Below are 26,307 nucleotides of genomic sequence, written 5' to 3' on the forward strand. Positions count from 1 at the left end.
GCGTCCCGAGCCCGACGTCCCGGCCGCATGAGGCACCGGTCCCGCCTTGCGCGAGACCGGTGCCGCAGGCGGGAGTTACGGCTGCATCTCGTACGCGCCCGAGAGCGCCTCGACCTGGGCCCAGACGCGGGCGGTGCGCTCGGCGTCGGGGACCGGGCGGCGGACCTGGGAGAGCGCCCAGGCGGCCTGCTCCTCGGTGGTGGAGGTCTTGCCGTGCAGCTCGGTGGCGTGCGCGGAGAAGTCCCGGACCAGGAAGTCGAAGATCTGGTCGAGGACGTCGCTGTCGAGGCCGGTCAGCTCGGCCTGCTCCAGGATCAGCTGGCCGTAGACCACCAGGGCGAAGAGCTGCCCGATCTCCAGCAGGAAGTCGAGGTCGGCCTGCTGGGCCTCGCTCGGCGCGTGGGTGAGCAGCAGCGCGCACAGGCCGTCGGCCTGCTCGCGGAAGCGGGCGACGTTGGCCAGGTGGGCGTGCTTGTCGTAGGCGGTGCGCCAGTCGTGGAAGCGGATCGCGCCCAGGCCGCGGGCCGGGCCCTGCTGGAACAGGAAGGTGTCGTCGGCCGGGTCCAGGCGGCTCGGCACGGGCTCGTACTCGGCCGGGGCGAACAGGTAGTTGGCCATGAACTTGAGGATCAGCGCCAGGTTGACGTGGACGGTGCCCTCGAGCTTCGGCAGGCCGCGGATGTCGCGGGCGGCCTTGTCGAAGTAGGTGTCCGCCTCGAAGCCCTTGGCCGCGATGACGTCCCACATGAGGTCGATGACCTTCTCACCCTCGGTGGTGACCTTCATCTTGGTCATCGGGTTGAAGAGCAGGTAGCGGCGGTCCTCGGGGGAGGCGGTGCGGAAGTAGTCCACCGCGCGGTCGCTGAACAGCTTCATGCCGACCAGGCGGGCGTACGCGTCGGTCAACTCCCGGCGCACGTGCGGGAAGTCGGTGACCTTCTGGCCGTACAGCACCCGGTTGTGGGCGTGCGTGATCGCCTCGTACATCGCGTGCTCGCAGATGCCGATCGAGGCGGTGCAGAGGTTGAACTTGCCGACGTTGACGGTGTTCAGGGCGGCCGAGAAGGCCTCCTTGCCGGTGTGCAGCACGTCCTCGGCGCGGACGGGGTAGTCCTCCAGGCGGAACTCGCTGACGTACATCTGCGCGTTCACGACGTTCTTCACCAGGTGGTACGCCTCGTGGCGGCTGTCGGCGGCGAAGAAGACGTAGCCCTCGGGGCCCTCGACGTCGGAGCGGCGGCCGAAGACGGAGACCAGGCCGGCCACGTTGCCGTTGCCGATGTAGTACTTGGAGCCGGTGGCGGTGAAGCCGCCGTCGCCGTCCGGGGTGAGGATCATGTCGGTCGAGTAGATGTCGGCGCCGTGGCTGCGCTCGGAGAGACCGAAGGCCATCACGTGGCCCTCGCCGAGCAGCTGGGCGGCGCGGGCGCGGACGGCCTCGTTCTCGCTCTGCCAGACCGGGCCGAGGCCCAGGATGGTGACCTGCCAGGTGTACCAGTAGCCGAGGCCGTAGAAGCCGAGGATCTCGTTCAGCTCGGCGATCCGGGCGGTGTCCCAGCGCTTGGCCTCGTCACCGGCGCCCTCGGCGGCGGGGGTCAGGAAGGCCGCGAACAGGCCCTCCTTGGCGGCGAACTCCAGGAAGTCGCCGTACCAGGCACGGTCGATGTAGGTATCGATCAGTGCCTTCTTGCCGCGGGTCTCGAACCAGTCGACGGTGGCGCGCAGCAGGCGGCGGGTCGGCTCGTCGAACTGGGTCGGGTCGTAGTTGCGCGGGTTGAAGAGCACCGGAACTCCTGGTCTCAGAGGGTTACTTGGCGAGCTTGTGCAGGGTGGCGAGGACGTCGTCCAGCCAGGCGAGAGTCATCCGCTCGTACTCGATGCCGCCGCGGAGCACCACGTGCTGGAGCTCGTCCCGCGGGGAGAGGGCGGTGAGGTCGGGGAAGTCGCGCTGTTCGCCGCTGAGGTAGCGGGCGAGCAGGGCGGCGTGCCCGGCCCGGTGGCGCTCGACCTCGGGGATCAGCGCGGCCGGGTCGTCGAAGGCGGCGGCCCGGATCCGGACCGCCAGCTCGTGCCGGACGGTCTCCGGCTCGACCGGCTCGCGCAGCCAGGCCGCCAGCGCCGCCCGGCCGGGCCCGGCCGCTTCGTAGACCTTCTTGTCGGGCCGTCCGTCCTGCGCGACGGCCTCGGCGGCGATCCAGCCGTCCGCCTCCATCCGGCGCAGCACGCGGTAGATCTGCTGGTGCGTCGCCGTCCAGAACCGTCCGATCGACCGGTCGAAGCGGCGCGCCAGCTCGTACCCGGAGCCGGGCTGCTCAAGGAGCGAGACGAGGATCGCGTGTTCGAGGGCCATATCCGCATCTTGCTATGCACCGAGTTGCATAGGCAATGCGTTGCATAGCCAATGAGACGGCGGTCACGTGTGGCTACGGTGGGGGAGTGATGAGCGAGGACGAGGTACTGCGGTGGCGGATGCACGCCCAGTTCGGCGGCGGGCCGGGCTCGGTGGCGGAGGTGGCGGGGCGGGCCGTGGGGGTGCAGGCGCAGGATGCGGGGGCCACCCGGCTGGGGCTGCGGGCCCGGGGGGTGGCCGGGGAGGGGGCGGTGGCGGCGGCGTACGCGGCGGGGGAGGTGGTGAGCAGCTGGCTGATGCGCGGGACGCTGCACCTGGTACCGGTGGCGGACCTGGCGCCGATGCTCGCGCTGTTCGGGGCCCGGACCAGTGCGATGTACGCCGGGCGGCGGCGGCAGCTGGGGCTCACCGAGGAGCTGTGCGAGCGGGCCTTCGCCGCGCTGCCCGAGGTGCTGGCACGGCCGCTGAGCCGGGGGCGGCTGATCGCCGCGCTCAACGAGCGCGGGATCGGGATCGAGCCCACCGGCCAGGCGCCCGCCCACTTCGTGATCCACGCCGCCTCGCGCGGCCTGCTGCGCCGGGGCGCCGAGGTCGCCCCGGGCGAGCCGGGGTACGTACTCACCGAGCCGGCCGCGCCGGTGGCGCCGGACGCCGCTGCGCTGGCGGTGCGCTACCTGGCGGGGTACGGCCCCGCGGCGCCCGAGGACTTCGCGGGCTGGTCCGGCCTGCCGCTGACGGTGGCCCGGCGGGCGTTCCAGGAGGCGGGGGCTTCGGCGCAGGGCTGGTCGGTGCCGCCCGGGGTGGCGGCGCCCGAGGCCGGGCCGCCGCTGGTGCGGTTGCTGGGTGCGTACGACGGCTACCTGCTCGGTTACCGCGACCGCGCGCTGATGCTGGACCAGCGCTTCGCCAAGCGGATCAACGCGGGCGGCGGGGTGATCAAACCGGCCCTGGTGGCCGACGGGCGGGTGCTCGGCACCTGGCGGCGGGCCGGGGGCGAGCTCCTGGTGGAGCCGTTCGAGCAGCCGCTGCCGCGCGCCGTCGGCCCGGGGCTCGCGGCCGAGGCGGCCGCGCTCGGGCAGTACCTGGGCCTGGAACTGACGCTGCGGGTGGCCGATTCCTAGCCCGGATCAGTGAAACCTGGACAGAACGGGACGATCTGTTATTTATGGCACAGAATGGGTAGTGGGCATGCGCCTGCCATGTTCCGAACCCTGAGGAGGTGGTCCCGGTGTCGACCCAGCTTCCGATGAGCATGGAGCACCACCCGGACATAGTGGAACTGCGTGAGCGGTACGAGCGGGCGTCCGTGACGCCGAGGGCTCAGGCCGTGGAGGCGCTGTCGATCAGCGCCGGGCTCTTCCTGGCGATCTCGCCGTGGGTGGTCGGCTACACCACCTTCTCGGCACTGACCGTGTGCAACCTGATCCTCGGGCTCGGCTACGCCGGCCTGATGGCCGGGTACGGCTCCGCGTTCGAGCGCACCCACGCCCGGGCCTGGGCCTGCACCCTGATCGGCGCCTTCACCGTCATCGCCCCGTGGGCGATCAACGGCGGGGCGCACGTGCGGCGGACGATCCTCACCAACTGCATCACCGGCGGTGTGATGGTCTGTCTGGCGCTCGCGGCGTTCGGCATGACGATGACACTCATGGGCACGCGCCGGGCGAGGTCCGGCGGCTGAGCAGGAGAGAGCCGGGGCGGTGGCGGTCCTCGCCGCCGCCCCGGCTTCGCCACCGCCCCGGGGGCCTCACGGCCTGGTCATCCGCAGCACGTCCAGCGCTTCGTCCAGCTGGGCCTCGGTGAGCAGCCCGCGCTCCAGGTACCCCCGCTCGACCACCACCTGACGGATCGTCTTGCGCTCGGCCAGCGCCTGCTTGGCGGTCTTGGCGGCCTCCTCGTAACCGATGTACCGGTTGAGCGGGGTGACCACCGAGGGGGAGGACTCGGCGTACTCGCGGGCCCGCTCGACGTTGGCGGTCAGACCCTCGACGGCGCGGTCGGCGAGCAGCCGGGTGGAGCTGGCGAGCAGCCGGACCGACTCCAGCACATTGCGGGCGATCACCGGGAGCATCACGTTCAGCTCGAAGTTGCCGCTGGCCCCGGCCAGGGTGACGGTCGCGTCGTTGCCCACCACCTGGGCGGCGACCATCAGCACCACCTCGGGCAGCACCGGGTTGACCTTGCCGGGCATGATCGAGGAGCCGGGCTGGAGATCGGGCAGGTTGAGCTCGCCGAGCCCGGTGCGGGGGCCGGAGCCCATCCAGCGCAGGTCGTTGGCGATCTTGGTGAGGCCGACCGCGATCGTGCGCAGCTGGCCGCTCAGCTCGACCAGCCCGTCCCGCGCGCCCTGGGCCTCGAAGTGGTCCCGCGCCTCGGTCAGCGGCAGGCCCGTGGCGCGGGCCAGCTCGGCGATCACGGCGGCCGAGAAGCCCGGCGGGGTGTTGATCCCGGTGCCCACCGCCGTGCCGCCCAGCGGCAGCTCGGCGACCCGGGGCAGGGTGGCCCGCAGCCGCTCCACCCCGTAGCGGACCTGGGCCGCGTACCCGCCGAACTCCTGGCCCAGGGTCACCGGTGTGGCGTCCATCAGGTGGGTGCGGCCGGACTTCACCACCTCGGCGAACTCGGCGGACTTGGCGCCGAGCGCCGCCGCGAGGTGCTCCAGCGCCGGGATCAGCTCGGCGGTGACGGCGGCGGTGGCGGCGATGTGGATCGAGGAGGGGAAGACGTCGTTCGAGGACTGGCTCGCGTTGACGTGGTCGTTGGGGTGCACCGGGCGGCCCAGGCGCTCGCTCGCCAGGGTGGCGATCACCTCGTTGGCGTTCATGTTGGAGGAGGTGCCCGAGCCGGTCTGGAACACGTCCACCGGGAAGTGGTCGTCCCAGCGCCCCTCGGCCACCTCCTCGGCGGCCTCCCGGACGGCCCGGGCCGTCTGCGGATCCAGCACCCCGAGCCGCCCGTTCACCTCGGCGGCGGCCGCCTTGATCCGGGCCAGGGCGGCGATGTGCGAGCGCTCCAGGCGCCGGCCGGAGACCGGGAAGTTCTCCACGGCGCGCTGTGTCTGCGCCTGCCACTTGGCGCCGGCCGGCACCCGCACCTCACCCATCGAGTCGTGCTCGATCCGGTACTCCTGCTCGTCAGCCATGACGCGAACACCTCCTGCACCCCAGAGCTGTGCCCGCGCCACGGCTATTCCCGGCCGGGTCAGACCACCTGGGTGGGATCGCCGGAGCCGGAGCCGCCCACGGGGTCGTCCACGGTGATCGTGGGCAGCCCCAGGGCCGACCGCACCTCGGAGGTGTTGCCGGCCAGGTGGCCGAGGCCCTGGTGGACCTCCGAGGCGAGCACGGCGGTGTCGGTGGAGAGCGCCGCGGCCCGCCAGTGCGCGAGGTCGGCGTGCAGGTCGGTGACCAGGACCGAGACGGCCTTGGAGGCCGAGCCGTCCCAGGTGCCGGAGCCCAGCTGCTCCAGCTCGCCGTCGATCCCGGCGGCCACCTGGCGGGCCCAGGACCGGTACTCGGCCGGGTGCTCGGTCGCCGTGCCGTCCGGCTTGTCGAAGAGCGCCGTCTCGAGCACGTGGGAGGCGTTGAGGTAGACGATCTGGGCGCTGGTCAGGTTGCTGGTGTCCTGCTGCAGCGAGCCCGAGTGCGGCCCGTCCTTGGTGGCCAGGGTGCAGACCCCGGTGTGGACGGAGCCGGCGGACCAGGCCGTCCGGTCGGGGTAGAAGAAGCTCGAGCGCACGGTGGCGGGCAGGGCCTGGGAGTCCATCACGTACTTGACCAGCTCCTTGGCGCAGGCCCGGTCGGTCCGCCTGGTCAGCTCCGCGGCGCCGGGGAAGTCCTCCCGGCCGTTCCCGAGGCTCAGGGAGACCCGCGCGTACATCTCCCCGTCGTGCGGGTCCGAGCAGGGCACGGTCTTCACGGACTTCACCGTTGACCCGATCGCGGTGCCGTCTTTGAAGCAGGTGCCCCGGGTGAGGTCGAAGACGCTGGTGTGCGCGGCGCGGTAGGAGGCGCGGCCGTTGTTGTAACCGTCCATGAACGGGCCGGACAGGGCCACGACCATGACGGCGCCGAGCACGATCACCCAGACCACGCCCGCCACGATGCCGGTGACGGCCATGCCCCGGCCCTTCTCGTTGCGGGCCTTGATCTGGCGGAGCGCGATGATGCCGAGGACGATGCCGAGCACCCAGAGGAAGCAGAAACCGCCGAGCAGGCCGGTGGCCATGGCGGCGATCGCGAGCCCGTTGTAGGTCTGCGGCGGGCCGGCCGGCGGCTGGCCCCAGGGCTGGGGGTACTGGAAGAGGGGCGGGTACGGCCCCGGCCCGGCGGGCGGCGGCCCGGCGTCGGCGGAGGGCGGGGCCCAGGGGTCGGCCGGGGGTGCGGTCTCAGTGACCGGGGCCGGGGGCGTGGGCTCGGTGGCCGGCTTGTCCAGCGAGACGGGTGGTATCGGCTCGTCCGGCTGGGCCGGACCGTCGACCGGTGGCATGTGTGGTTCCCCTCCCAGGGCGGTCGCCCCACCGCACACAGCTGTTCGGTGGACGCGCGACTCTAGGGCCTGTCCGGCCGATCACGCCAGGCGGGCGCGGCCGGACAGACCCTAGCCGATCCCGCCGGTCGCGCGCCTCACCGTTTCGGCGGCCGCCCGGCGGGGTCAGAAACGCTGGTTGACCAGGGCCTGCCGGTCCTTGGTGGCGACCGTGGTGTTGATCAGGGCGACGACGCCGAAGACGATCGCCAGCGAGTGCCGGTCAATCGCCCACAGGGCCAGGGTGGCGGCCGCGAAGACCACGAACTTCACCAGCAGGACGTAGGGCAGGGAGACGTTGATCCGGGCCTTGGGCGCCGCGAAGGTGCCCCAGAGGACGGCGGCGAGCAGCGGCGCTCCGAGCCCGAGCAGCACGTGGACCCCCACGTTGCTGCCCGTGCTGAAGCCCCACCAGCAGAGGGCGGCCAGGGCGGCGACTTCCAGGATGAAGGCGAGGCCCTCGTTGAACACGTGCAGCGGCTGAGGGAGCACGGGGCACCTTCCGGGTGGTACGAGTCCAGCGGTCAGACTCCATGGTTCCCGCCAAGAGCCCCGTGACACCACCGATTTGAGTGGTGCTCGGCTGACGGGACGTCAGATCGTGTACCGGACGACGGCCCCGGTCTCCCGCCCGGCCTGGGCGACCAGGGTGCCGCCGGGGGACCAGAAGCCCGAACCGCCGCAGGTGTTCGCGAACTCGCCACTGGGGCCGGCGCCGTTGGCGAGCAGGCCCCAGACCTCGTGCGCGGCGGCGGCCGAGGAGACGTGGCTGTCGCGGCGCTCGATCGCCACCTCGTTGTCGCCGTACAGGGTGCTGCCGAGGTAGGCCTCGATACCCAGCGCGGCGGTCGCCGCGGCGTGCTCGGGGAAGGAGACGTCGGCGCAGATCGCCAGACCGATCCGGCGGCCGTCCAGCTCCAGGACGGTGTACTCGCCGCCGGGGGTGAAGCGCTCCACCTCCAGGCCGTGCAGGTGCATCTTGCGGTACACCGCGCTGACCTCCGCGCCGTCCAGGGCCAGCAGCGCGAGCGACTCGGTGCCGTCCGCCTCGGCGAGGGCGACGCAGACCAGCGCCACGCTGCCGGTCTCGCGGCAGGCCTCGGAGATCGGCGCCAGCCGCTCGTCGTCCACGGTGATCGCGGGGGCCTTGAGGTCGTAGCCGGTGAGCGAGAGCTCGGGGAAGACCACCAGGCGGGCGCCGGCCGCGCGGACCAGCCGGGCGTGCTCGGCGGCGTTGGCGGCGATGTCGAGATCGATGCAGGCGGGCTGGGCGAGGGCGACGGTCAGCGGTCCGGGCACGGGTGCGACTCCACGGCTCGTCACCGGGAGCCAGGTTCGGGGTCTGCCTTCCGGGTCACGCCGGGCGGGCGCCGCCGGGGCACGCACCTCGACGGCTTCTCGTCGGTCGCCGATGCTCCGCATGGACTTCCTTCTCGGCGCCGCCGATGCACGCACCCCAACGACGCCCGCTATCCGACGTGACCCGGAAGGCAGACCCCAGGCCACCGGCGGGTGCGTACAGGGTTGATCTTCAACCTATCCGGCCCCGTTCGAGCAGGGCAAGGGGCGGCCGGGCGGCGGTCCGTGCGGGTGGGGCGCGGTGACGGACTGTGTCAGGACGGCGTCCGCTCCTCGTCCGAAGGGGCGGAGCGGATGGCGAGGGCGCCGGCGAGCTGCTCGAGGTCGGGGAGTCGCCCGGCGAACAGGAGGGTGCGCTCGCCGGCCCGGCACTCGGCGAGGTGGACTGCGCGGAAGGAGCGTCCGGAGCTGGGCACGGGGCGGTCGGAGCGCAGCCGGCGGCGCGCCCGGACGAGGGTGAGCGGCTCGGGCAGGCGGCGCCGGGTGATCCGTCCGGTGGGGTCCGAGGTGGTGAACAGGCCCTCCTCGGTCACGGCGAGGAAGCGGCCGGGGTGGTCCGGCTCGAAGGGCAGCCACACCCGGATCAGCCACGGCTCGGCGTCGGTGCCCAGGCCGACGGACGGCAGGGCGGGCTTCAGTGCGAGCGTGTCGCCGTCGCGGCGCTCGGCCCGGGCCAGGACCGCCCAGCACCCGGCCGCCACGGCCAGGGCGACACCGTAGCCGATCACCGTGACCGTCCAGGCCGTGCGGATGCCGGTGGGGACCGCCGCCGCCCAGGGGCCCAGGAACGCGGCGGGCAGCACCCCGGCCAGCACGATCAGGTTGAGCTGCCACGGCGCCACGCGCGGGTGCCGGGCGGCGCGGCGCAGCCACCAGGCGCCCGCGGCGAGCAGGGCCAGGCCGACCGGGAGCAGCCCGGCGGCCCAGCCCAGAGCGGTGCCCCAGCTGCCGACCGGGCTCGCGTCCGTGCGCCAGGTGACGCCCCGCCAGGCCACGGCACGGACCTCGCCCCGCCACTGGTACAGGGTGACGGCCTCACCCGGCCGGGCGCCCCGGTACAGCTGCTCCCCGTTCCGCAGGCCGATCCACCGCACCGGGCCCGGGGCCGGGCCGTCGGGGACGGCGAGCGCGTAGTGCCGGTTCTTCCTGCTCCCGTCCTCGCGGGTGCCGACCACCGTGGCCGCCTGCGCGCCGATGCACTCCGGGGCGCTGCGACCGGCCGCGCACACCGGCGCCGCCCGGTAGGCGTCCTCGGCGCGCTGCCCGGCCGGCACCACCCGCACCGCCAGGAACACCGCCACCGCGAGCAGCACCGCGCCCGCCACGCAGGCGGCCGTCGCCCCCGCCTTCTCTCGGCGGGGGAGGGGGCCGGTACGGCTGGGCACGGGGCACCTCGGCGGGGGCGGCGGGACGGGGACCACGCCCAAACTAGAGCCTGGGGTCCGGGCCGGGCCGGGGCCGCGCCGCACCCGTTCCGGTGGCGCCCCAGCGGGTTTTGGCCGCGCCCGCCGGGGCGCGGGGCAATACTCACCCTTGTACCGGTCCCGCCCGAGCGGGGCCCTCGAACCCGCTCGGCCTCCGGGCCGGGACTGCCCTGGAGGTGTCCGATGACGGACCAGCACGAAGCGGCGGGCCGCTACGACGAGATCGCCGAGGAGCTGGCGCCCCGGGGCGCGCGGCGCTCGCAGATGTTCGGCATGCCCTGCCTCAAGGACCAGGCGGGCAAGGCCTTCGCGGGCCTGTACCAGGGCGAGCTGGTCTGCCGCCTGGGCCGGGACACCCCGGCCTTCGAGGAGGCGATGCGCCTGCCCGGCGCCCACCTCTTCGACCCGGCCGGCGGCCGCCCGATGAAGGACTGGGTCTGCGTGCCGGCCGCCTCCGCCGGCCACTGGGACAACCTGGCGGAGGCGGCACTGCTCGCCAAACGCTAGGGAGCCTGTCCTGCCCTAGCCGTGGTACTTGGCGATGATCTTCGAGAAGGCGTAGGAGGACTGGGTGATCCCGCTGCAGGTGTCCCCGGCCGACTCGCCGCTGCCGCACTGGCGGTCCCGGTTGACGGCCCAGAAGGTGAAGCGGGCCAGGTGGTGGGTGGTGGCGTAGTTGAACATGGTGGTGAAGTCGCCGGTGGAGACGGACTCGTCCGCCTCGTCGGTGTGGCCGTTCATCGAGGAGATGCCGATGTGCCGGTAGGCGGTGGCCGAGTCGTAGCCGTAGGCGCCCGCCACCACGGACTTCAGGCCGTCGGCCGCCTTGGTGGTGACCGAGCCCATCGAGCCGCTGTGGCTGCCGAAGTCGAACGGCATGATGGTCCAGCCGTCCACTGCCGTCCCGGTGGCCGCGCCGCGCTTGACCAGGTCGGCGCCGTCGGAGTCCGGCCCGGTCGGGGTGGTGCCGAAGGTGACGTACACCTTGAGGCCGGCGTTGTTCGCCTTGACCGTCTTCAGGGCGCTGACCACCCGCTGGCGCACCGTCGCGCTGGCCACCTCGGTGTTCTCGATGTCGATGTCGATCGCCTTGAGCCGGTAGGCGTCGATCACCTTCTGGTACGCACCGGCCAGCGCGCCCGCCGAGCTGCACTTCTCGCCCAGCTTGTTGCCGCTCCAGCCGCCGAAGGAGACCACCACGTCGCCGCCCGCCGCCCGGATGCTGTTGATCGCCGACTGGTCGCTGCCCCCGGCGAGCGCCCGGGTGCCGTCCCACTTGGGGTTGCAGCCCCCGTCGCTGAGCATGAAGGCCAGGGTCAGCTGCTTGACCCCGCTGGCCGCCATGACGTCCGTCGGCGTCTGCGGGCTGCCCCAACCCAGGTACTCGTACGGGGCGTTGAGGCCCACCGGGTCGGCGGAGAGAGCGGTTGCGGCGGTGGCGGGGGTGGCCGGGGAGGTGATCTGGGCCAGCGAGAGGGCGAGCAGGAGGGTGGCGGAGGAGCGCAGCAGGGTACGAGCAGTCATGGTTCACCGGTCCGTGGAGAGTTGGGGGGTACGGAGGGTGGTGCACGGCATCGAGTTAGGAAAGTTTCCTAACGGTGCGAGGCATGCCGGAAGGCAACCAGTTCACCGTGCTCGCGTCAAGAGGTTGCGCAGCACGCGGATGTGGGCTGCGTCGTACCCGCGGTACTCGCCGGTAGGCGATACTCGCCGCATCACGGCAACATCCACCGAGGAGTCCCGTCATGGCGCCCACCCCCTCCCGCCTCGACCCGGCCGACCTGCTCGCCGTCGGTGACCTGCTCACCGACGAAGAGCGGCTGATCCGCGACACCGTACGGAAGTTCGCGGACGAGAAGATCCGGCCGCACGTCGGCGAGTGGTTCGAGCGGGGCGTGTTCCCGGCCCGCGAACTCGCCCCCGAGCTGGGCGCGTTGGGCGTGCTCGGAATGCACCTGGAGGGCTATGGCTGTGCCGGCTCGACCGCCGTCGAGTACGGCGTGGCCTGCATGGAGCTGGAGGCGGCCGACTCGGGCCTGCGCAGCTTCGTCTCGGTGCAGGGCTCGCTGGCGATGCGCTCGATCCACGCCTACGGCTCCGAGGAGCAGAAGCAGCGCTGGCTGCCGGAGCTGGCGGCCGGCCGGGCGATCGGGTGCTTCGCGCTCACCGAGCCGGACTTCGGCTCCGACCCGGCCAACATGCGCACCCGGGCCACCCGCAAGGGCGCCGACTGGGTGCTCTCGGGCACCAAGATGTGGATCACCAACGGCTCGGTCTCCGACGTCGCCGTGGTCTGGGCGCAGACCGAGACCGGCGTGCGCGGCTTCGTGGTGCCCACCGACACCCCCGGTGTGACCGCAACGGACGTGCACGGCAAGCTCTCGCTGCGCGCCTCGGTGACCAGCGAGCTGCACTTCGACGAGGTGCTGCTGCCCGGCGACGCCGTACTGCCCGGGGTGGAGGGCCTGCGCGGGCCGCTCTCCTCGCTCGGCGAGGCCCGGTACGGCATCCTCTGGGGCACCGTCGGCGCGGCCCGCGACTGCTACACCACGGCGCTGGAGTACGCGAAGAGCCGGATCCAGTTCGAGCGGCCGATCGCGGGCTTCCAGCTGACCCAGGCCAAGCTGGTCGAGATGATGCTGGAGGTCGAGAAGGCCTACCTGGTGGCCGAGCGGATCGGCCGGCTCAAGGACGCCGGGCGGTGCCGCCCGGCGCACATCAGCTTCGGCAAGCTCAACAACGTCCGCAGCGCGCTGGAGATCGCCCGCTCGGCCCGTACGATCCTGGGCGCCAACGGCATCACCACCGAGTACCCCGTGCTGCGGCACGCCAACAACCTGGAGTCGGTGCTCACCTACGAGGGCACCTCGGAGATCCACACCCTGGTCCTCGGCGAGGCGATCACCGGGGAGTCGGCCTACCGCTGAGCCGGACCGGCCCGCCGGACCGCCGTCAGTCGCGGTCCGGCAGGGCCAGCCACTCGTCCCAGTTGATCTCGGTGCCGATCAGGCCGACCTTGGTGAACGGCCACTGCTCGGCCAGCCAGCGCGGCACGGTGGCGTCCAGCGCCTGCTCCAGCTCGGTGCCGACCTGCGAGTCGACCACCCACCAGGAGACCTCGGCGTCGTAACCGGCCTTGCGGGCCGGGTCGATGTAGACGCAGCCGAGCAGGGCCGTCTCGGCCTCGTCGAACAGCGCGTAGTTGAAGGACTCGTGAGCCTCGATCTCCACGGCGTGGTGGACCAGGTCGTCGTAGTCCTGCTGGAAGGTCATCTCGGCCGGGGGCCAGCCCCAGGCCTGGCCGTAGATCGACCACAGCCGCTCGCGCGAGCCCATCACGGCCGGGTAGTCGAGCTCGGTGTCGGCGCCGGAGATCGGGCGCAGGAAGTAGCCGTCGAGCACGGGGACGCGGACGGGGTGGACGAAGTCGTCGGGCAGCCAGTTCATGCGGCGGAGGCTAACGGACCAGGTGGGCGGGGTGCACCCGGTTTTCCCCGCCCACCTGCTTCTCCCGCCCGCCCGGTTCTCCCGCCCGCCCGGGGTGGTTCAGGCGCCCGTGGTGCCGTCGATGGCCTCGCGGAGGAAGTCCGCGTGGCCGTTGTGGCGGGCGTAGTCGAGCAGCACGTGGGTCATCACCAGGCGCAGCGAGACGTCCTCGCCCCAGCGCGGCTGGTGGCCGACGTGGTCGAGCGAGGGCGCCTCGCGCTCGATCCGGCGGGAGCGCTCGACCTCGGCCTCCCAGGCGGCGAAGGCCTCCGAGCGGGTCGAGGCGCTCGCGTCGTAGGCGGCCTGGAAGTCGATCTCCTTCGACCAGACCATGGGCGCGTCGTGGTCCTCGAAGGTGCGGTGGAACCAGGCCCGTTCGACCTCGGCCATGTGCCGCACCAGCCCGAGCAGGGTCAGCGTGGAGGGAGCCACCGAGCGCTCGCGCAGCTGCTCGTCGGTCAGGCCTGCGCACTTCATCGCGAGCGTGGCGCGGTGGTAGTCGAGGAAGGCCCGCAGGGTCTCGCGCTCGTCGCCGAGCAGCGGCGGTCCGGTCCGGTCGTCCGTGGTCACTGGTACCCCCGAGGTCTGATGGATCTTCAGTGGCCGCACCCTACTACTACCGCTGCTCCCGGTCCGTCCGGTCGGCGGCCTCGGCGAGCGCCGCCAGCACCGCCCGCAGCCCGGCCAGGGTGGCCGGGTCGGTGACCCGGCCGTCGGTGATCTTCAGCCCAGCGGTGGGGACGGTCATCGAACCGGGCACCAGGTGGGCGCCCATCACCTCCAGGGTCTCGACCAGCCAGGCCTGCGCCCGGTCACCGCCGGTCACGGCGGGGGAGGCGGTGACCACGGCCGTCGGCTTGTCGGTGAACTCGCCGCCGCCGACGATCCACTCCAGGCCGTTCTTGAGCACCCCGGAAGTGCCGTGCGCGTACTCGGGGCTGACCACCACCACGCCGTCGGCCGCCGCGATCAGCCCGCGCAGCTCCAGCACCTCGGCGGGCGGGCCCGCGAGCTCCACGTCCGGGTTGAAGAACGGCAGCCCGCCCAGGCCTTCGTAGTTCACCACGCTGCCGGGCGCCCCGCCGAGCTCGGCCAGCGTCCGGGCCACCGCCCGGTTCAGCGAACCCGCGCGCAGACTGCCGCAGAGGGTGAGGAAGCGGTACGAACGGTCGGGCACGGGCATCGGTACCTCCGATCTAGGAACGGGAGGTCGGCCCCCGGGCAGATCGAACCCGACCCGTACCGGCGGCATTCCCGCAGCCGGCCGAAGCTGACAGAGGCTGGGGCCCACTGCACCGGGCCGGGGCGGTTAGGGCACTCTGTTCGAGTGCCATCCGCCCGTCTGTGCTAGGAGCCGCCACCAAATGCCAACCCCTGCCCTGAGCGAGCAGCCGACCGACACCGGCACCACCGCGGCCGACCGGCCGGCGCGGGTGGTGGTCGTGCTGCTCGGCGGCCTAGTCGCGCTCGGCCCGCTCACCACCGACCTCTACCTGCCCTCACTGCCCACCCTCACCCGCGAGCTCGGCTCCACCGCGCCCGCCGTGCAGCTCACCCTGACCTCCTCGCTGATCGGTCTGGCGCTCGGTCAGCTCTTCTTCGGCCCGCTGAGCGACCGGCTGGGCCGCCGGCTGCCGCTGGTGCTCGGCATGACGGTCTACACCCTGGCCACGGTGCTGTGCGCGCTCGCGCCCTCGGTGCCGGTGCTGGTGGCCGGACGGGCGCTGCAGGGCGCCGCCGGTGCCTCGGGCCTGGTGATCGGCCGGGCCATCGCCCGGGACAGGTACGAGGGCCCGGCGATGATCCGCTTCCTGGCCACCCTCGGCGTGGTCTCCGGCCTCGCGCCGATCTTCGCCCCGCTGATCGGCGCCCAGCTGCTGCGCTTCACCTCCTGGCGCGGCACCTTCGCCACCCTCGCCGTGCTCGGCGGCCTGCTCACGCTCGGAGCCCTGCTCAGACTGCCGGAGTCCCTCCCGGCGGAGCGCCGCCACAGCGACGGCGTGGGCAGCACGGTCCGGGCGATCGGCGGCCTGCTGCGCGACCGGATCTTCCTCGGCTACGTGCTGACCAGCACCTTCGCCTTCGGTGCGCTCTTCGCGTACGTGGGCGGTTCCTCGGTGGTGCTGCAGACGGTGTACCAGATATCCCCGCAGACCTTCAGCCTGCTGTTCGCCACCAACTCGGTGGCCGTGGTGGGCTTCACCCAGCTCAACGGACGGGTGCTGGTGCAGCGCCTCGACTCGGCGGTGCTGATGCGGATCGGCCTCGGCTGCGCGGTGGCCGCCGGCACCGCGCTGGTGCTCTGCACGGCGGTCTGGGACACCGGTCTGGCCGGCGTCTGGCCCGCGCTCTTCCTGCTGATGGCCAGCATGGGCATCGTGCTGCCCAACTCCGCCGGCCAGGCCCTCACCATGGCCCCGCACGCCGCCGGCTCCGCCTCGGCCCTGATCGGCCTCGGCACCTACCTGTGCGGCGCGGTCGTCGCCCCGCTCAGCAGCGCCGGAGGCACACCCTCGGCCGTGCTGCTCGGCGCGGTGGTGCTCAGCTGCGCGGCGCTGGCCACGCTCTCCTTCGTCACCCTGTGCCGGCCGACCGCCGAGGCCCAGGGGCGATAGGGCCGGTCCGGCCGTGTTCTGGATGTGCTGCACAATTCGGTGAACCGCGTGCCGATAGGAAGAAGCTCTCGTGGTTGACCCCGCGCTCAAGGAAGCATTGCGTCGCCTTCGCGCTGTGAAGTCGCAGCGGCCGGCCGGCATGGAGCCCAGCAGGTTTGCCGACTGGCGGGAGAAGATCGCTGATTCGCTGGACGCCCTTGCGGTCGTGCTTCCTTTCGAGGAGGACCAGGTCAGCGCGAGAGCAGAGGCGGTCGCGGCCCGGGCTCAGGCGGACGAGATCCGAAGGCGCGGCGAGACCGTGTTCTAGACGCGGCCGATGTCGCGGGCCGCCGTCGGAGTCCCACAGCGGAGATCATCACTCCTGCGGAACACAAGGATCGCCAGCTCCTATACCGGCCCTAACGGCCCCGGGCCAGCAGGTGGTCGCGGGCGGTGGTGCCGAAGGCGGGGGCGGCGGTGGTGGCGGTGGGGTCGGCTGTGGTGCCGCCGGGCTTGAGGGTGCCGGCGACGGTGAGGTAGAGGTAGCGGCCGATCGCGCCGTGGGTGCCCGCGCAGCCGGCGCTGGTGCAGAAGGAGATCGAACCGGCCGTCACCAGGCCCTGGACCTGGCCCTTGTAGGCGGACTGGACGGCGTCGGCCCGGGCTCGGTGGTCGAAGACCGCGACGCCGACGGTGACGGCGCTGTTGCCGTAGGCGTAGGTGGCGCGCAGCAGGCTCTGGCAGCCCTGGGCGGCGAGGACGTCGCCCAGGCCGCCGGTGGTGCCCTTCCAGCAGGGCACGGTGGTCGCGGTGGTGATCCGCTTCCAGCTGCGGCCGCCGACGCTCAGGGTCTGGTCGGGGAAGAGACCGGCCGGGTCGAGCGGGGCGGTGTCGGTGCCCGCCGCGGAGATCACGGTCAGCGGGTCGGGCCGGGTGCCGGGCGGTGCGGCCGGGCCGCTGCTCGGCGACGGGGCGGCGCTGCCGGGCCCGGCACTCGTCGCGCTGCTCGCGGTGGCGCTCGGGGCCGCGCCGGTGCTCGCGGTGGCGTCCGGGGTCGCGCTCGTGCTCGCGGTGAAGCCGTGGGCGAGGCTGGGGTCGCTGCCGGCCGCCGGGCCTGGGCCCGGCTGGGCGGGGGCTGCGGAGTTCTTGCCGCTGTCCTTCCCCGCGACGTCCTTCCCCGCGACGCCGACCGCGGTGGCCGTGATCCCGCCGATCACCAGCGTGGCACCCACCACGGCACCGATCACCTGCCGCTGCTTGCGGCGGCGGCCCTCCTGCTCGTGCTGCTCGGCGAGTGCCGCCCAGTCCGGCTCGGGGCTGCCCCCGGCCGTCGCCGCCCACCCGTGTCCACTCGCCTGATCCATGGGAGCAGATCATAGGACCAGCGGTTCGGGACGAATCCGATGGGCCGTACACCCTGATGATCGTTAACTCCGGTGGCCGTGCAATGATCTGACCCCGCTCGCACCCAGGAGGCCCCCGACATGCGCATATCCCGTTCGGCTGCCGTAGTTCTGACCGCTGTGCTCGGGCTGACCGGTTGCGCCGCGCTGACCGGAGGTCTGGAGCTCTACGGCAAGCCGGTGACTCTCGATCAGCTGACCGGGACGTGGACCGGCGACTGCGACTCCACCTTGGTGCTGGGGCCGGGCCAGGCCATCACGGTCAAGGACTTCCCCGCCGCCGAGGAGGACCTCAAGATCACCACCCGGTTCTCCGGCACCGGCAGTTGGGAGTTCGAAGCTGTCCTGCAGGGGGAGACTCCGACCTCGCTCCATGTCGCGGTCGGCACCCACCGGGGTGTGGTCGACCTGGCCAAGAGCTCCCACGGTGAGCTCGTCCTCGCCGTCACGGTGGGCGACCCTGACGAGGGTGTCGGCTGCCGCTACACGCACTCCTGACCAACTGCCGGTGCCCCGGCACATTGGCCGGGGCACCGGTGGGACGGGCTGTGCTCAGGCGATGGCGAAATCGTCGCCGTAGACGCTGCCCTGGCTGTACCAACCGTGCAGGTAGACCGTGACCTGGCCGTTGGCGCCCGTGGTGAAGGGCACGCTCAGCTTGGTCCAGCCGCTCGCGGAGGTCCAGGTGGAGGCCGTGGCCCCGCCGCTGACGCCGAGGAAGGCGTAGCTGCCCTGCACCCAGGCGGTCAGCGTGTACTTGGTGTTGGGCGCCAGCGTCACCACCTGGTCGCACTCACCGGTCTGCCCGGCGGTGGCCGCCGCCTGCAGCGCGTAACTGCCGCTGTGCGCCGGGCTGGTGACCACCGCGCCGCCGCTCTGGCAGGTCCAGGGGCTCAGACTCCCGCTCTCCAGACCGCCGTTGACCAGACCCGAGGCGGTCGCCCCGGTGACGGTCAGGGTGTAGGTGGTGGTGTGGGTGGCGGAGGCGGCGGTGCCGGTGATGGTGAGGGGGTAGCTACCGGGGGCTGTGGCGCTGGTGGTGGTGATGGTGAGGGTGGCGTTGGAACCGGCCTGGACGGTGCCGGGGTTGAGGGTGGCGGTGACTCCGGCGGGGGCGCCGCTCACGCTGAGGGCGACGGACTGGGCGGTGCCGGAGGTGACGGCGGTGGCCAGGGTCGCGGTGGCGGAGCCGCCCGCGACGACCGAGCCGGCGGCGGGGGAGGCGCTCAGCGAGAAGTCGTTCTGCACCGGGCCGCCGCCCGTGGTGAACGGCTCGAAGATGTGGCTGAAGTCCCAGGTGCCCTGGGCGATTCCGGAGCAGGAGTCACTGCCCGCGGTGCCCACGCAGCCGCCGTTGTCGCGCTGGAGGGCCCAGAACGACAGGGTGTTGACGCCCTTGCTGGTGGCCCAGTTGTAGACCGAGGTGGCGTCGGCGGTGGTGAAGGTCTCGCCCGCGCCGAAGTCGTCGATGCCGAGCATCTCGATGATGCCGATCGAACCCCACAGCTGGGCAGGGGTCTTGCTCGGGTAGAGCTTGGCCAGCTGGTTGTAGAGCCCGGTGCTCGCGGTCTGGGTGTCGGTCGCCATGTTGTGGGTGGCGCCGTCGTAGTAGTCGAAGGTCATCTGGTTGACCACGTCGATCCGGGCGCCGTTGGAGACGGCGTTCTTGATCACGTTGAGCCCGCTGGCGGCCAGCCCGCTGGTGGTGGTCGGCAGGGTGTAGGAGAACTGCACCGAACGGCCGTTGGCCGCCGCCCAGTCCTCGACCACCTTGATCGCCTTGTTGCGGCGGTCGATCCCGGCGGTGTTGGTCAGCGAGTTGTCCTCGATGTCGAGGTCTATCCGGCTGATGTCGTAGGTGGTGATCAGGTTCTGGTACACCGCCGCGATCGAGTTGACGTCGGTGCAGCTGTCGGCGATCTCGGTGCCGGTGTTGTCGGCGGTGTAGCCGCCGAAGGAGGGGATGACGTCGCCGCCGTTCGCCCGGATGGTGGCGATGTCGGAGCCGAAGCTGCTCCGGTTGATCGGCAGGCCGGTGTCGCCGTTCCAGTACGCCGTGCAGGAGCCCTTGCTGGCGGCCTGGATGAACGCCATGGTCAGGTACTTGGCACCGGACTGCTGCGACAGCGCCGCCGGGCTCGCCCCCGTCCAGGCCTCGAAGTACGGGGCGAAGACGTGCTGCGGCAGCGGGGTGGCGGCGGCCTGGGCGGTGCCACCGCCGACGACCGCGACGCCGAGGGCGGCGGCCAGCGTGACGCCGCTGGTCAGCAAGGACCGGATGGATCTGCGAAGGCGCATGAGTGCTCCAACAGACATGTGGGTGAACGCCGTTCGCCCGGATCCGGGCATGACGGCAGGACAGGGCCTGACTCGGGAGACGCAGGGGTGGTACGGCGGTGCGACAGCACGGCCGGCCGGTGTTCACACCCCCACGATGCAATGCCCGGTCGGATTGACAACGCCTATGGTTGGTCTGGACCACTGATCTGTCAAGGCCCCTAACAGTTCGTCAACGTCCCTGATGGCGGCGGCGGGTGTGGCCAACTCGGTTGCTGCCGGTGGCGTGATCCGGAATGATCGGCCGGGTGTGCGAATAGCGGCGGAATGCCGCCGTCCGGCCGGGGCGCCGGGGGGCGCCCCGGCCGGACGCACCGTCGGCTCAGGTCCGGGCAGCGGTCAGTAGGTGGCCACTGACGCCCAGGAGTGAGGGCTCGGCCTCGGTACGGCGCAGCGCGTCGAGGACGATCCGGCGCCGGCCGGGGTCGTCGAGGTGGTCGTTGACCGAGCCGAGCAGCCAGGCGGCGCCCTCCAGGCCGTACTGGCCGGTGGTCGTCAGGCCGGCGTCGTGGAACTCCCCGGGGACTTCGGCGGGCCGGTGGAAATAGGCCGTGGTGAAGCCGCTGGGAGCGGCTCCGAGCAGGCCGGACTCGGTGGTGGCGTCGATCTGCCCCCTGGTTCGCGGGTCGAAGTACCCGCCACGGCGGAGGTGGTCGTGCAGGCTCGCGTACCGGTTGATGGTCGCGGCCACCACCAACCCGCCGGGGCGGACGGCCCGGCGGGCCTCGGCCAGGGCGCGGATCCGGTCGGCCCGGTCGGGCAGGTGGTAGAGCGGGCCGAGGAGCAGCACGGCGTCGTACGCGGCGTCCGGCACGTCCAGCGCGCGGGCGTCGCCGAGCCGGGCGGTGACGCCGGGCAGCTCGGCGGCCTGGGCCACATGGAGGGGGACGGGGTCGAGGAGGTCCACGCGGTGGCCGTCGGCCGCGAGCCACTCGGCGTGTGCCCCCGCGCCGCCGCCGACGTCCAGTACCCGTAGCGGGGCGGGGCCCAGCAGGCGGCGCAGGACGTCCTGGGTGCGCCAGTACTCCAGGCGGTCGTGGCCGTGGTGGAGGCGGGACTGTTCGCGGCCCAGGTCGTAGTAGGCGAGGAGGGCGGGGTCGATGGCCGGCTGTGAGGTCATGGGCGGCAGGATTTCGAGGGTGCGAGGAGGCGGGCAACGATATTTCGGTGGTGTGACGCTCACTCGGGGTGAGAATCGGAGGGTCCAGCCGGTGACACCAGCCACAGGGCAATCCAAGCAACGATCCGGCGTAGTAGCTGCCTCGCCGGGGGCGGCGGAGGCTCAGGGGGCGGCCCGAGGCCGGGGTCGAGGAAGCCAAGGCGGGCCCCGTGACTACGACGCGGGGTCGTAGCAGGGGGTGGTTGATACCCGTCGGCGGGGCAGGCACATTGGTGGAGTCGCAAGGCGCTCCGCCCGGTCGGCGCCGGTCTTCGGACCGGGCCGGAGATGGGGGAGCGCGAATCGTCCGGCACCCGTACGCGGCCCCATGAGGGCCGGTACCGCTGGGTGCCCCCACGGTCACCGGCACACCCCGCAGCAGACGGCGCCACGCCGCCATGCCGCGCTGTGCCCGTGGCCGGACCAACCCGACCGGGCCCCGCCCGGTCCAGGAAGGCCACACTCCATGCGTAAGTCCCTCACCGCCGCCATGCGCCGACGCTCCACCCTCGTGGTGGCCGCCGCCGGTCTGGCGACCGCCTGTGCCGCCTCCGCCGTGGCGGTGGCACTGCCCGAGGACCACGCCCCCGCCAAGGTCAACGCCGCTGCCGCCGCCCCGGCCGCCCAGACCCCGGCCCCCCAGGCCCCGGCCGCTCCCGCCGCCCCGGCTCCGGCCGCCCCCGCTGCTCAGGCCCCCGCCGCCCCGGCTCCGGCCGCCCCGGCCCCCGCCGAGCAGCCGCAGGCCGCCTCCCGCTCCGAGGAGCGCCCGGCGCTGGACGTCTCCGACACCAGCCCGAGCGGTGTGAAGGCGCTGGCCAAGAGCATCGTCCCGGCCGACCAGTTCGCCGCCTTCAGCAACATCATCAGCCACGAGAGCAGCTGGAACATCAAGGCCACCAACGCCTCCTCCGGCGCCTACGGCCTGGCCCAGGCCCTGCCGGGCTCCAAGATGGCCTCCCAGGGCAGCGACTGGCGCACCAACCCGGAGACCCAGATCCGCTGGGCCCTGGACTACATGAACAGCCGCTACGGCTCGCCGAACGCCGCCTGGTCGTTCTGGCAGAACCACCACTGGTACTGAGCCGGACCAAGACATGCCCGAGGGGCGCGAGCAGCAGCTCGCGCCCCTCGCGGCATTCCGTCAGCCCAGCCCGTTGGCCTTCAGCCAGTCCTTGGCCACGGCCGACGGGTCGTCCTTGTCCACCGCGACCCGCTTCATCAGCGCCGTCAGCCCGGCGGTGTCGAGCTTGCCGGAGACGGCGTTGAGGGTGGCGGTGGTGGTCGCGTCCACGGCGGACTTGTTGACCAGCGGGATCACGTTCTGCGAGCTGAAGAGGTTCTTCGGGTCCGCCAGGGTGACCAGCTTCAGCTGCACGATCTTCGGGTCCGTGGTGAAGACGTTGCCGACGTCCACCGTGCCGTCCTTGATGGCGTTGGCCGTGGTGTCGCCGGTGGGCTTCCACTCCTTGAAGGTCAGCCCGTAGACGTCCTTGAACTGCTGCTCCTTGCGGGACTTGAACTCCGGCGGCCCGCCCACCGTCAGCTGGCCGGCCGCCGCCAGGTCGGCGATGGACTTCAGGTGCTTGGCGTCGGCGGTGGCCTGCGAGACGGTCAGCGAGTCCTTGTCCTCGGCCGCCGACGGGTCGAGCACGGTCAGCGAGGCGGGCAGCTTCTGCAGCAGTGCGGCGTCGACCGCCTGGGTGCCGGTGGCGGTGGTCTTCGGGTCGAGGTAGCTGAGCAGCGCGCCGTTGTACTCGGGCAGCACGCCGAGCGCCCCGCTCTCCAGCTGGCCGTAGAGCACCTCGCGGCTGCCGATGTTGAACTTCTCCTCGACCTTGACGCCCTTGGCCTTGAGCGCCTGCGAGTAGATCGAGGCCAGCAGCACGTTCTCGGGGAAGTTGGCCGAGCCGACCACGACCGTCTTCCCGCTGCCCCCTGAGGATGACGCTGTGGGTGACTTGGCGCCCAGCGGATCGCTGCTGCCGCCCGAGGAGGAGCAGGCGGCGGCGCCGAGCAGCAGGGCGGCGGCGGAGAGCGCGGTGGCGGTGCGGAGCGCACGCGAGGTCATGGCAGGAGTCCTTACGAGGGGATGGAGTGGGTTCAGCCGCGCCGGGCGGCCCGGCGCTGGGCGCGCAGGCCCGGCGGCAGGCCGTAGCGCAGCAGCGCCGCGAAGAGCAGCTGGGCGGCGACGGCGAGGAGCACCACGAGCAGCGCACCGCCCGCCGTCGCGGGGAAGTCCTTGGTGGCCAGCCCGTCCATGACGTACCGGCCGAGGCCGCCGAGGCCCACGTACGCGGCCACCGTCGCGGTGGCGATCACCTGGACGGTCGCGGTGCGCAGCCCGGCGACCAGGGTGGGCAGGGCGGCGGGCAGGCAGACGCCGAACAGGACTTGACGGTGGGTCAGGCCGATGCCCCGGGCCGCGTCGCGGACCTCCGGGTCGGTGCCCCGGATGCCCTCGACGGTGGCGACCAGCAGCGGCGGCGCGGCCAGGGCGACCAGCGGGACGAGGACCGCCGTGCCGCCGACCCCGGCGAGCAGCACGGTGAGGGTGACCAGGCCCAGGGTGGGCAGCGCGCGGGCCACGCCGGTCAGCGCCGTCACGGCGACGGCCCCGCGCCCGGTGTAGCCGATCAGGAGCCCGAGCGGCACGGCCAGCAGGACGGACCAGAGCAGCGCCTCGCCGCAGAAGGCCAGGTGCTCGGCGATCCGGTGGGTGATGGCGTCCGGTCCGCTGTGCCGGGCGGGGTCGGTGAAGAAGGTGTTCAGCCAGCCGAGCCAGTTCACCGGGCCGCCCCCTTCTCGCGGACGGCCCAGGGGGCGAGCAGCCGCCGGGCCAGGACCAGCAGCAGGTCGGTGGCCAGGGCGAGCAGGGCCACCAGCACGATGCCGGCCAGGATCACGGTGGTGAAAGTGCGCTGGAAGCCGTCGATGAAGAGGTAGCCGAGCCCGCCCTGGCCGACCAGCGCGCCGACGGCGGCCAGCGAGATCGAGGAGACGGCGGCCACCCGCAGGCCGGAGATCAAGTACGGTACCGCGGCGGGCAGTTCGACGGCGGCCAGCCGTCGCCAGGGGCCGTAGCCCATCGCGGTTGCGGCCTGGCGGACCGACTCGGGCACCGAGCGCAGGCCCTCCACCGTGGTGGGCAGCAGCACCGCGAGGGCGTAGCAGGTGAGCGGCACCATCACGGTGGCCTTGGTGGCCAGCCCGGTGTAGGGGATGAGCACCACGAAGACGGCCAGCGAGGGCAGCGCGTAGACCACGTTGAACACGGCGGCCAGCGGCTGGTAGAGCCGCGGCAGCCGGGCGCAGAGCAGGCCGAGCGGGAGCGCGACGAGCAGGGCGATCAGCACCGGCAGCAGGGCCAGCCCCGCGTGGTCGAGGGTGAGCGACCACAGGTAGCCCAGGTGGTCGCCGAGCCACTTCCAGCGGACGAGCGGTTCACCGTCCATGGGCGTCCTCGGCGAGGGCCGCGAGTACGGCCGCGCGGTCGGCCAGCCCGACGGCCCGGCCCTCGGTGTCCACCGCGACGGCCAGTCCGGTGGGGGAGAGCACGGCGGCGTCCAGCGCCACCCGCAGGGTGTCGGCGGCGGGGTGGAAGGCCGGTGCGTCCTGACGGCGGCCGTCGGCGTGGAGCCAGCCGGTGGCACGGCCCGCCGAGTCCGTGGTGAGCTTCCAATCGCCTTGGACGGCGCTGCCGTTGAGCGGCCGGACGGCGACGGTCCGGGCCGGGCGCAGGCCGAGCCCGCGCAGGCCCCGGTCACGGCCGAGGAAGGCTGCCACGCCTTCGTCCGCCGGTGCGGTCAGCAGGGTGTGCGGGTCGGCGAGTTGGGCGATCCGGCCGTGTTCGCGCAGCACCACGATCTGGTCGCCGAGCCGGACGGCCTCCTCGATGTCGTGGGTCACGAACAGCACGGTCTTGTTCAACTCGCTCTGCAGGCGGAGCAGTTCCTCCTGCAGCCCGGCGCGGACCACCGGGTCGACGGCACTGAACGGCTCGTCCATCAGCAGCACCGGCGGGTCGGCCGCCAGTGCGCGGGCCACCCCGACGCGCTGCTGCTGGCCGCCGGAGAGCTGGAACGGGTACCGCCGGGCCGTCTCGGGCGCCAGGCCGACCAGCTCGAGCAGCTCCGCCGCCCGGGCCCGGGCCCGCTTGCGGTCCCAGCCGAGCAGGCGCGGCACGGTGGCGATGTTGTCGATCACCCGCCGGTGCGGGAAGAGCCCGGCCTGCTGGATCACGTACCCGATCCCGCGCCGCAGCTTCGCGGCCGGCAGCCCGGCGACGTCCGCCCCGTCGAGCAGCACCCGCCCCGAGGTCGGCTCCACCATCCGGTTGACCATCCGCAGCAGCGTGGTCTTGCCGCACCCCGAGGGCCCCACGAGTACGGTTATTCGCCCGGCGGGCACATCCAGGTCGAGCCCCTCGACGGCAACCGTCCCGTCGGGGTGGCGCTTGGCCGCGCCGTCGAATCTGATCACGAACCGATCCTAAACTTCCATGCACGGTACCGAGCTGACAGTCCGACAGTGTGTCGGGACCGGTTGCGCATTCCCTGGGGGTGACCAGCGGAAACCTTGTGTGCGCAGCGACACGCTGTCAGGCCGTGGGCAGACCGGCCGCTGCCCAGGCGACGAAGCCGCCGTCGAGGTCGGTGGCGCGGGTCAGGCCGAGCTCGCGCAGGCTTGCCGCGGCCAGGCTGGAGGCGTAGCCCTCGGAGCAGAGGACGATCACCTCGATGTGGTGGCCGGTGGCCTCCGGGATGCGGTGGCTGCCGGCCGGGTCGAGCCGCCATTCGAGGACGTTGCGCTCGATCACCAGGGCGCCGGGGACCGATCCCTCGCGGGCCCGCTGGGCCTCGGGGCGGATGTCCACCAGCAGGGCGCCTCGCCGGTACGCCTGGTACGCCTCCTGCGGGCCGGGCCGGTGCACCCCGGCGCGGGCTCGTTCGACCAGCTGTTCCACGGTGCTCACCACTGCTGCGGCCCTTCCGTCGCGGTGCGGGCCAGCCCGGTGGCCCGCAGTTCGTAGCGTGTCATCTCGCTCAGCGGGGGCGAGTACGCGTGCAGCGTGACGGCCGGCCCGGTGGCGGTGTTGCGCAGGTCGTGCAGGTAGTCGGGCCCGAAGGAGCGGGCGGTGCCGGGCCCGGCCCGGTGGCTGAGCAGCGCGCCCTCGGTGCCGAAGTGGTACTCCTCCAGCTCGCCGAGCGCCACCGCGAAGGCGCCGCGCGAGCCGCCGTGGTCGTGGAAGCCGGTGGACTGCCCCGGCAGCCAGCTGATCAGCCAGACCTCGTGGTCCTCGGTGAGTGTCAGCCGTTCGTACCAGCGCTCCCCGGCCTGCAGGCGGACGCGGTGCAGCCAGGCCTCGGGCCGGTCGGCCAGTTCCTTGACGATGGTGCGCAGCGTGGCGGGTGAGAGGGCGGTGGGGGAGGGCGCGGGCAGGGTGGTCACGGTCATGAGGCACCTCGGGCGGGTGTGCGGCGGCGGACGGTGGGGTGCGCGGGCAGGCGCGGTCAGACCCTGGGTGCGGTCACAGGGCGGACAGGGGACGAACCGTCAGCGGGCACACATGTCGCTCGCCTGGCGTCGCAGATCGACGTGCAGGCGGCAGACCAGATGGGTGCCGGTGTCCATGCGCTGATCGTGACCGAGCGTGCGGCGACGGTCAAGC

28 protein-coding genes are annotated in these 26,307 nt (G+C 72.7%); 8 read left to right on the forward strand and 20 right to left on the reverse strand.

All coding sequences use genetic code 11. From position 1 onward, the window contains the following. Window positions 1-75 precede the first annotated feature (75 nt). Together ABT095_RS07450 and ABT095_RS07455 are read right to left on the reverse strand one after the other, a co-directional pair. Window positions 76-1,785: an acyl-CoA dehydrogenase family protein gene (locus ABT095_RS07450; protein WP_350528345.1), complete on the reverse strand. Its 1,710-nt coding sequence runs from the start codon at window positions 1,783-1,785 to the stop codon at window positions 76-78. A 22-nt stretch (window positions 1,786-1,807) separates the two neighbouring features. After that, window positions 1,808-2,350 carry a PadR family transcriptional regulator gene (locus ABT095_RS07455; protein ID WP_350528346.1) on the reverse strand — a complete coding sequence of 181 codons (543 nt, stop codon included), beginning with the start codon at window positions 2,348-2,350 and terminating at the stop codon, window positions 1,808-1,810. A gap of 89 nt (window positions 2,351-2,439) precedes the next feature. On the opposite strand from ABT095_RS07455, the gene ABT095_RS07460 reads away from it, so the two are divergent. Continuing rightward, window positions 2,440-3,471, forward strand: coding sequence for a winged helix DNA-binding domain-containing protein (locus ABT095_RS07460; RefSeq protein WP_350528347.1), 1,032 nt, complete (start codon window positions 2,440-2,442; stop codon window positions 3,469-3,471). 107 nt (window positions 3,472-3,578) lie between these two features. Further along, complete coding sequence (locus ABT095_RS07465; protein ID WP_350528348.1) at window positions 3,579-4,031, forward strand: SPW repeat protein; 453 nt, start codon at window positions 3,579-3,581, stop codon at window positions 4,029-4,031. Between the two features lie 66 nt (window positions 4,032-4,097). Here ABT095_RS07465 and ABT095_RS07470 read toward each other — a convergent pair whose 3' ends face one another. From ABT095_RS07470 to ABT095_RS07490, 5 genes are all read right to left on the reverse strand, one after another. Further along, window positions 4,098-5,492, reverse strand: a complete 1,395-nt coding sequence (locus ABT095_RS07470) for a class II fumarate hydratase (protein WP_350528349.1) — start codon at window positions 5,490-5,492, stop codon at window positions 4,098-4,100. Between the two features lie 59 nt (window positions 5,493-5,551). Then, on the reverse strand, window positions 5,552-6,838 hold the full coding sequence (locus ABT095_RS07475) for a DUF4190 domain-containing protein (protein ID WP_350528350.1): 1,287 nt from the start codon (window positions 6,836-6,838) through the stop codon (window positions 5,552-5,554). A 165-nt stretch (window positions 6,839-7,003) separates the two neighbouring features. Further along, window positions 7,004-7,369, reverse strand: a complete 366-nt coding sequence (locus ABT095_RS07480) for a YrdB family protein (RefSeq protein WP_350528351.1) — start codon at window positions 7,367-7,369, stop codon at window positions 7,004-7,006. Window positions 7,370-7,471: 102 nt separating this feature from the next. Then, window positions 7,472-8,176, reverse strand: coding sequence for a carbon-nitrogen hydrolase family protein (locus ABT095_RS07485; RefSeq protein WP_350528352.1), 705 nt, complete (start codon window positions 8,174-8,176; stop codon window positions 7,472-7,474). Between the two features lie 314 nt (window positions 8,177-8,490). Continuing rightward, window positions 8,491-9,621 carry a hypothetical protein gene (locus ABT095_RS07490; RefSeq protein WP_350528353.1) on the reverse strand — a complete coding sequence of 377 codons (1,131 nt, stop codon included), beginning with the start codon at window positions 9,619-9,621 and terminating at the stop codon, window positions 8,491-8,493. A 222-nt stretch (window positions 9,622-9,843) separates the two neighbouring features. Between ABT095_RS07490 and ABT095_RS07495 the strand changes: the two genes are divergently transcribed. Next, window positions 9,844-10,167, forward strand: coding sequence for a hypothetical protein (locus ABT095_RS07495; RefSeq protein WP_350528354.1), 324 nt, complete (start codon window positions 9,844-9,846; stop codon window positions 10,165-10,167). Window positions 10,168-10,182: 15 nt separating this feature from the next. Here the strand turns inward: ABT095_RS07495 and ABT095_RS07500 are convergent, their stop codons facing one another. Beyond that, entirely contained in the window at window positions 10,183-11,184 is a 1,002-nt protein-coding gene (locus ABT095_RS07500; RefSeq protein ID WP_350528355.1) for a chitinase, read from the reverse strand. A gap of 221 nt (window positions 11,185-11,405) precedes the next feature. Between ABT095_RS07500 and ABT095_RS07505 the strand changes: the two genes are divergently transcribed. After that, a complete protein-coding gene (locus ABT095_RS07505; protein WP_350528356.1) occupies window positions 11,406-12,587 on the forward strand; it encodes an acyl-CoA dehydrogenase family protein in 1,182 nt (393 codons plus the stop codon). 25 nt (window positions 12,588-12,612) lie between these two features. Here ABT095_RS07505 and ABT095_RS07510 read toward each other — a convergent pair whose 3' ends face one another. The 3 genes from ABT095_RS07510 to ABT095_RS07520 form a co-directional block, all read right to left on the reverse strand. Then, window positions 12,613-13,107: an N-acetyltransferase gene (locus tag ABT095_RS07510; protein WP_350528357.1), complete on the reverse strand. Its 495-nt coding sequence runs from the start codon at window positions 13,105-13,107 to the stop codon at window positions 12,613-12,615. Between the two features lie 99 nt (window positions 13,108-13,206). After that, the gene (locus ABT095_RS07515; RefSeq protein ID WP_350528358.1) at window positions 13,207-13,716 is read right to left on the reverse strand and encodes a DinB family protein; all 510 of its coding nucleotides are present in this window, start codon (window positions 13,714-13,716) and stop codon (window positions 13,207-13,209) included. A gap of 46 nt (window positions 13,717-13,762) precedes the next feature. Continuing rightward, entirely contained in the window at window positions 13,763-14,329 is a 567-nt protein-coding gene (locus ABT095_RS07520; protein WP_350528359.1) for an NADPH-dependent FMN reductase, read from the reverse strand. A 181-nt stretch (window positions 14,330-14,510) separates the two neighbouring features. Here ABT095_RS07520 and ABT095_RS07525 point away from each other — a divergent pair, with 181 nt between their 5' ends. Both ABT095_RS07525 and ABT095_RS07530 read left to right on the forward strand, forming a co-directional pair. Further along, window positions 14,511-15,761, forward strand: a complete 1,251-nt coding sequence (locus ABT095_RS07525) for a multidrug effflux MFS transporter (RefSeq protein ID WP_350528360.1) — start codon at window positions 14,511-14,513, stop codon at window positions 15,759-15,761. A 70-nt stretch (window positions 15,762-15,831) separates the two neighbouring features. Continuing rightward, window positions 15,832-16,068, forward strand: a complete 237-nt coding sequence (locus ABT095_RS07530) for a hypothetical protein (RefSeq protein WP_350528361.1) — start codon at window positions 15,832-15,834, stop codon at window positions 16,066-16,068. Window positions 16,069-16,159: 91 nt separating this feature from the next. Here the strand turns inward: ABT095_RS07530 and ABT095_RS07535 are convergent, their stop codons facing one another. Continuing rightward, a complete protein-coding gene (locus tag ABT095_RS07535; RefSeq protein WP_350528362.1) occupies window positions 16,160-17,104 on the reverse strand; it encodes a hypothetical protein in 945 nt (314 codons plus the stop codon). 120 nt (window positions 17,105-17,224) lie between these two features. On the opposite strand from ABT095_RS07535, the gene ABT095_RS07540 reads away from it, so the two are divergent. Continuing rightward, the gene (locus tag ABT095_RS07540; RefSeq protein ID WP_350528363.1) at window positions 17,225-17,641 is read left to right on the forward strand and encodes a hypothetical protein; all 417 of its coding nucleotides are present in this window, start codon (window positions 17,225-17,227) and stop codon (window positions 17,639-17,641) included. Window positions 17,642-17,695: 54 nt separating this feature from the next. Here ABT095_RS07540 and ABT095_RS07545 read toward each other — a convergent pair whose 3' ends face one another. Together ABT095_RS07545 and ABT095_RS07550 are read right to left on the reverse strand one after the other, a co-directional pair. Continuing rightward, window positions 17,696-19,441 carry a glycosyl hydrolase family 18 protein gene (locus tag ABT095_RS07545; RefSeq protein WP_350528364.1) on the reverse strand — a complete coding sequence of 582 codons (1,746 nt, stop codon included), beginning with the start codon at window positions 19,439-19,441 and terminating at the stop codon, window positions 17,696-17,698. Window positions 19,442-19,802: 361 nt separating this feature from the next. Next, window positions 19,803-20,600, reverse strand: a complete 798-nt coding sequence (locus ABT095_RS07550; protein ID WP_350528365.1) for a class I SAM-dependent methyltransferase — start codon at window positions 20,598-20,600, stop codon at window positions 19,803-19,805. A gap of 505 nt (window positions 20,601-21,105) precedes the next feature. Between ABT095_RS07550 and ABT095_RS07555 the strand changes: the two genes are divergently transcribed. Continuing rightward, on the forward strand, window positions 21,106-21,720 hold the full coding sequence (locus ABT095_RS07555) for an aggregation-promoting factor C-terminal-like domain-containing protein (RefSeq protein ID WP_350528366.1): 615 nt from the start codon (window positions 21,106-21,108) through the stop codon (window positions 21,718-21,720). Window positions 21,721-21,780: 60 nt separating this feature from the next. On the opposite strand, the gene ABT095_RS07560 is transcribed toward ABT095_RS07555, so the two are convergent. The 6 genes from ABT095_RS07560 to ABT095_RS07585 form a co-directional block, all read right to left on the reverse strand. After that, on the reverse strand, window positions 21,781-22,707 hold the full coding sequence (locus tag ABT095_RS07560) for an ABC transporter substrate-binding protein (protein ID WP_350528367.1): 927 nt from the start codon (window positions 22,705-22,707) through the stop codon (window positions 21,781-21,783). Window positions 22,708-22,739: 32 nt separating this feature from the next. After that, window positions 22,740-23,426: an ABC transporter permease gene (locus ABT095_RS07565; protein ID WP_350528368.1), complete on the reverse strand. Its 687-nt coding sequence runs from the start codon at window positions 23,424-23,426 to the stop codon at window positions 22,740-22,742. Then, window positions 23,423-24,091 carry an ABC transporter permease gene (locus ABT095_RS07570; RefSeq protein WP_350528369.1) on the reverse strand — a complete coding sequence of 223 codons (669 nt, stop codon included), beginning with the start codon at window positions 24,089-24,091 and terminating at the stop codon, window positions 23,423-23,425. Before ABT095_RS07570 ends, ABT095_RS07565 begins: the two co-directional genes overlap by 4 nt. Beyond that, window positions 24,081-25,118 (reverse strand): ABC transporter ATP-binding protein, encoded by a 1,038-nt coding sequence (locus ABT095_RS07575; protein WP_350528370.1) that lies wholly within the window; start codon window positions 25,116-25,118, stop codon window positions 24,081-24,083. Before ABT095_RS07575 ends, ABT095_RS07570 begins: the two co-directional genes overlap by 11 nt. A gap of 118 nt (window positions 25,119-25,236) precedes the next feature. Further along, the gene (locus ABT095_RS07580; RefSeq protein WP_350528371.1) at window positions 25,237-25,614 is read right to left on the reverse strand and encodes a rhodanese-like domain-containing protein; all 378 of its coding nucleotides are present in this window, start codon (window positions 25,612-25,614) and stop codon (window positions 25,237-25,239) included. Continuing rightward, entirely contained in the window at window positions 25,608-26,093 is a 486-nt protein-coding gene (locus tag ABT095_RS07585) for a cysteine dioxygenase (protein WP_350528372.1), read from the reverse strand. Before ABT095_RS07585 ends, ABT095_RS07580 begins: the two co-directional genes overlap by 7 nt. Window positions 26,094-26,307: the final 214 nt, after the last annotated feature.

The organism is Kitasatospora sp. NPDC002227, from assembly GCF_040296285.1.
Taxonomy (GTDB): domain Bacteria; phylum Actinomycetota; class Actinomycetes; order Streptomycetales; family Streptomycetaceae; genus Kitasatospora.

Bases quoted from the DNA above. Each gene is read 5' to 3' on its own strand.
- ABT095_RS07455 (WP_350528346.1), bottom strand. From the start codon at position 2,350: ATGGCCCTCGAACACGCGATCCTCGTCTCGCTCCTTGAGCAGCCCGGC.
- ABT095_RS07460 (WP_350528347.1), top strand. From the start codon at position 2,440: ATGAGCGAGGACGAGGTACTGCGGTGGCGGATGCACGCCCAGTTCGGC.
- ABT095_RS07470 (WP_350528349.1), bottom strand. From the start codon at position 5,492: ATGGCTGACGAGCAGGAGTACCGGATCGAGCACGACTCGATGGGTGAG.
- ABT095_RS07475 (WP_350528350.1), bottom strand. From the start codon at position 6,838: ATGCCACCGGTCGACGGTCCGGCCCAGCCGGACGAGCCGATACCACCC.
- ABT095_RS07495 (WP_350528354.1), top strand. From the start codon at position 9,844: ATGACGGACCAGCACGAAGCGGCGGGCCGCTACGACGAGATCGCCGAG.
- ABT095_RS07500 (WP_350528355.1), bottom strand. From the start codon at position 11,184: ATGACTGCTCGTACCCTGCTGCGCTCCTCCGCCACCCTCCTGCTCGCC.
- ABT095_RS07505 (WP_350528356.1), top strand. From the start codon at position 11,406: ATGGCGCCCACCCCCTCCCGCCTCGACCCGGCCGACCTGCTCGCCGTC.
- ABT095_RS07510 (WP_350528357.1), bottom strand. From the start codon at position 13,107: ATGAACTGGCTGCCCGACGACTTCGTCCACCCCGTCCGCGTCCCCGTG.
- ABT095_RS07520 (WP_350528359.1), bottom strand. From the start codon at position 14,329: ATGCCCGTGCCCGACCGTTCGTACCGCTTCCTCACCCTCTGCGGCAGT.
- ABT095_RS07525 (WP_350528360.1), top strand. From the start codon at position 14,511: ATGCCAACCCCTGCCCTGAGCGAGCAGCCGACCGACACCGGCACCACC.
- ABT095_RS07535 (WP_350528362.1), bottom strand. From the start codon at position 17,104: ATGGATCAGGCGAGTGGACACGGGTGGGCGGCGACGGCCGGGGGCAGC.
- ABT095_RS07540 (WP_350528363.1), top strand. From the start codon at position 17,225: ATGCGCATATCCCGTTCGGCTGCCGTAGTTCTGACCGCTGTGCTCGGG.
- ABT095_RS07545 (WP_350528364.1), bottom strand. From the start codon at position 19,441: ATGCGCCTTCGCAGATCCATCCGGTCCTTGCTGACCAGCGGCGTCACG.
- ABT095_RS07550 (WP_350528365.1), bottom strand. From the start codon at position 20,600: ATGACCTCACAGCCGGCCATCGACCCCGCCCTCCTCGCCTACTACGAC.
- ABT095_RS07555 (WP_350528366.1), top strand. From the start codon at position 21,106: ATGCGTAAGTCCCTCACCGCCGCCATGCGCCGACGCTCCACCCTCGTG.
- ABT095_RS07560 (WP_350528367.1), bottom strand. From the start codon at position 22,707: ATGACCTCGCGTGCGCTCCGCACCGCCACCGCGCTCTCCGCCGCCGCC.
- ABT095_RS07570 (WP_350528369.1), bottom strand. From the start codon at position 24,091: ATGGACGGTGAACCGCTCGTCCGCTGGAAGTGGCTCGGCGACCACCTG.
- ABT095_RS07585 (WP_350528372.1), bottom strand. From the start codon at position 26,093: ATGACCGTGACCACCCTGCCCGCGCCCTCCCCCACCGCCCTCTCACCC.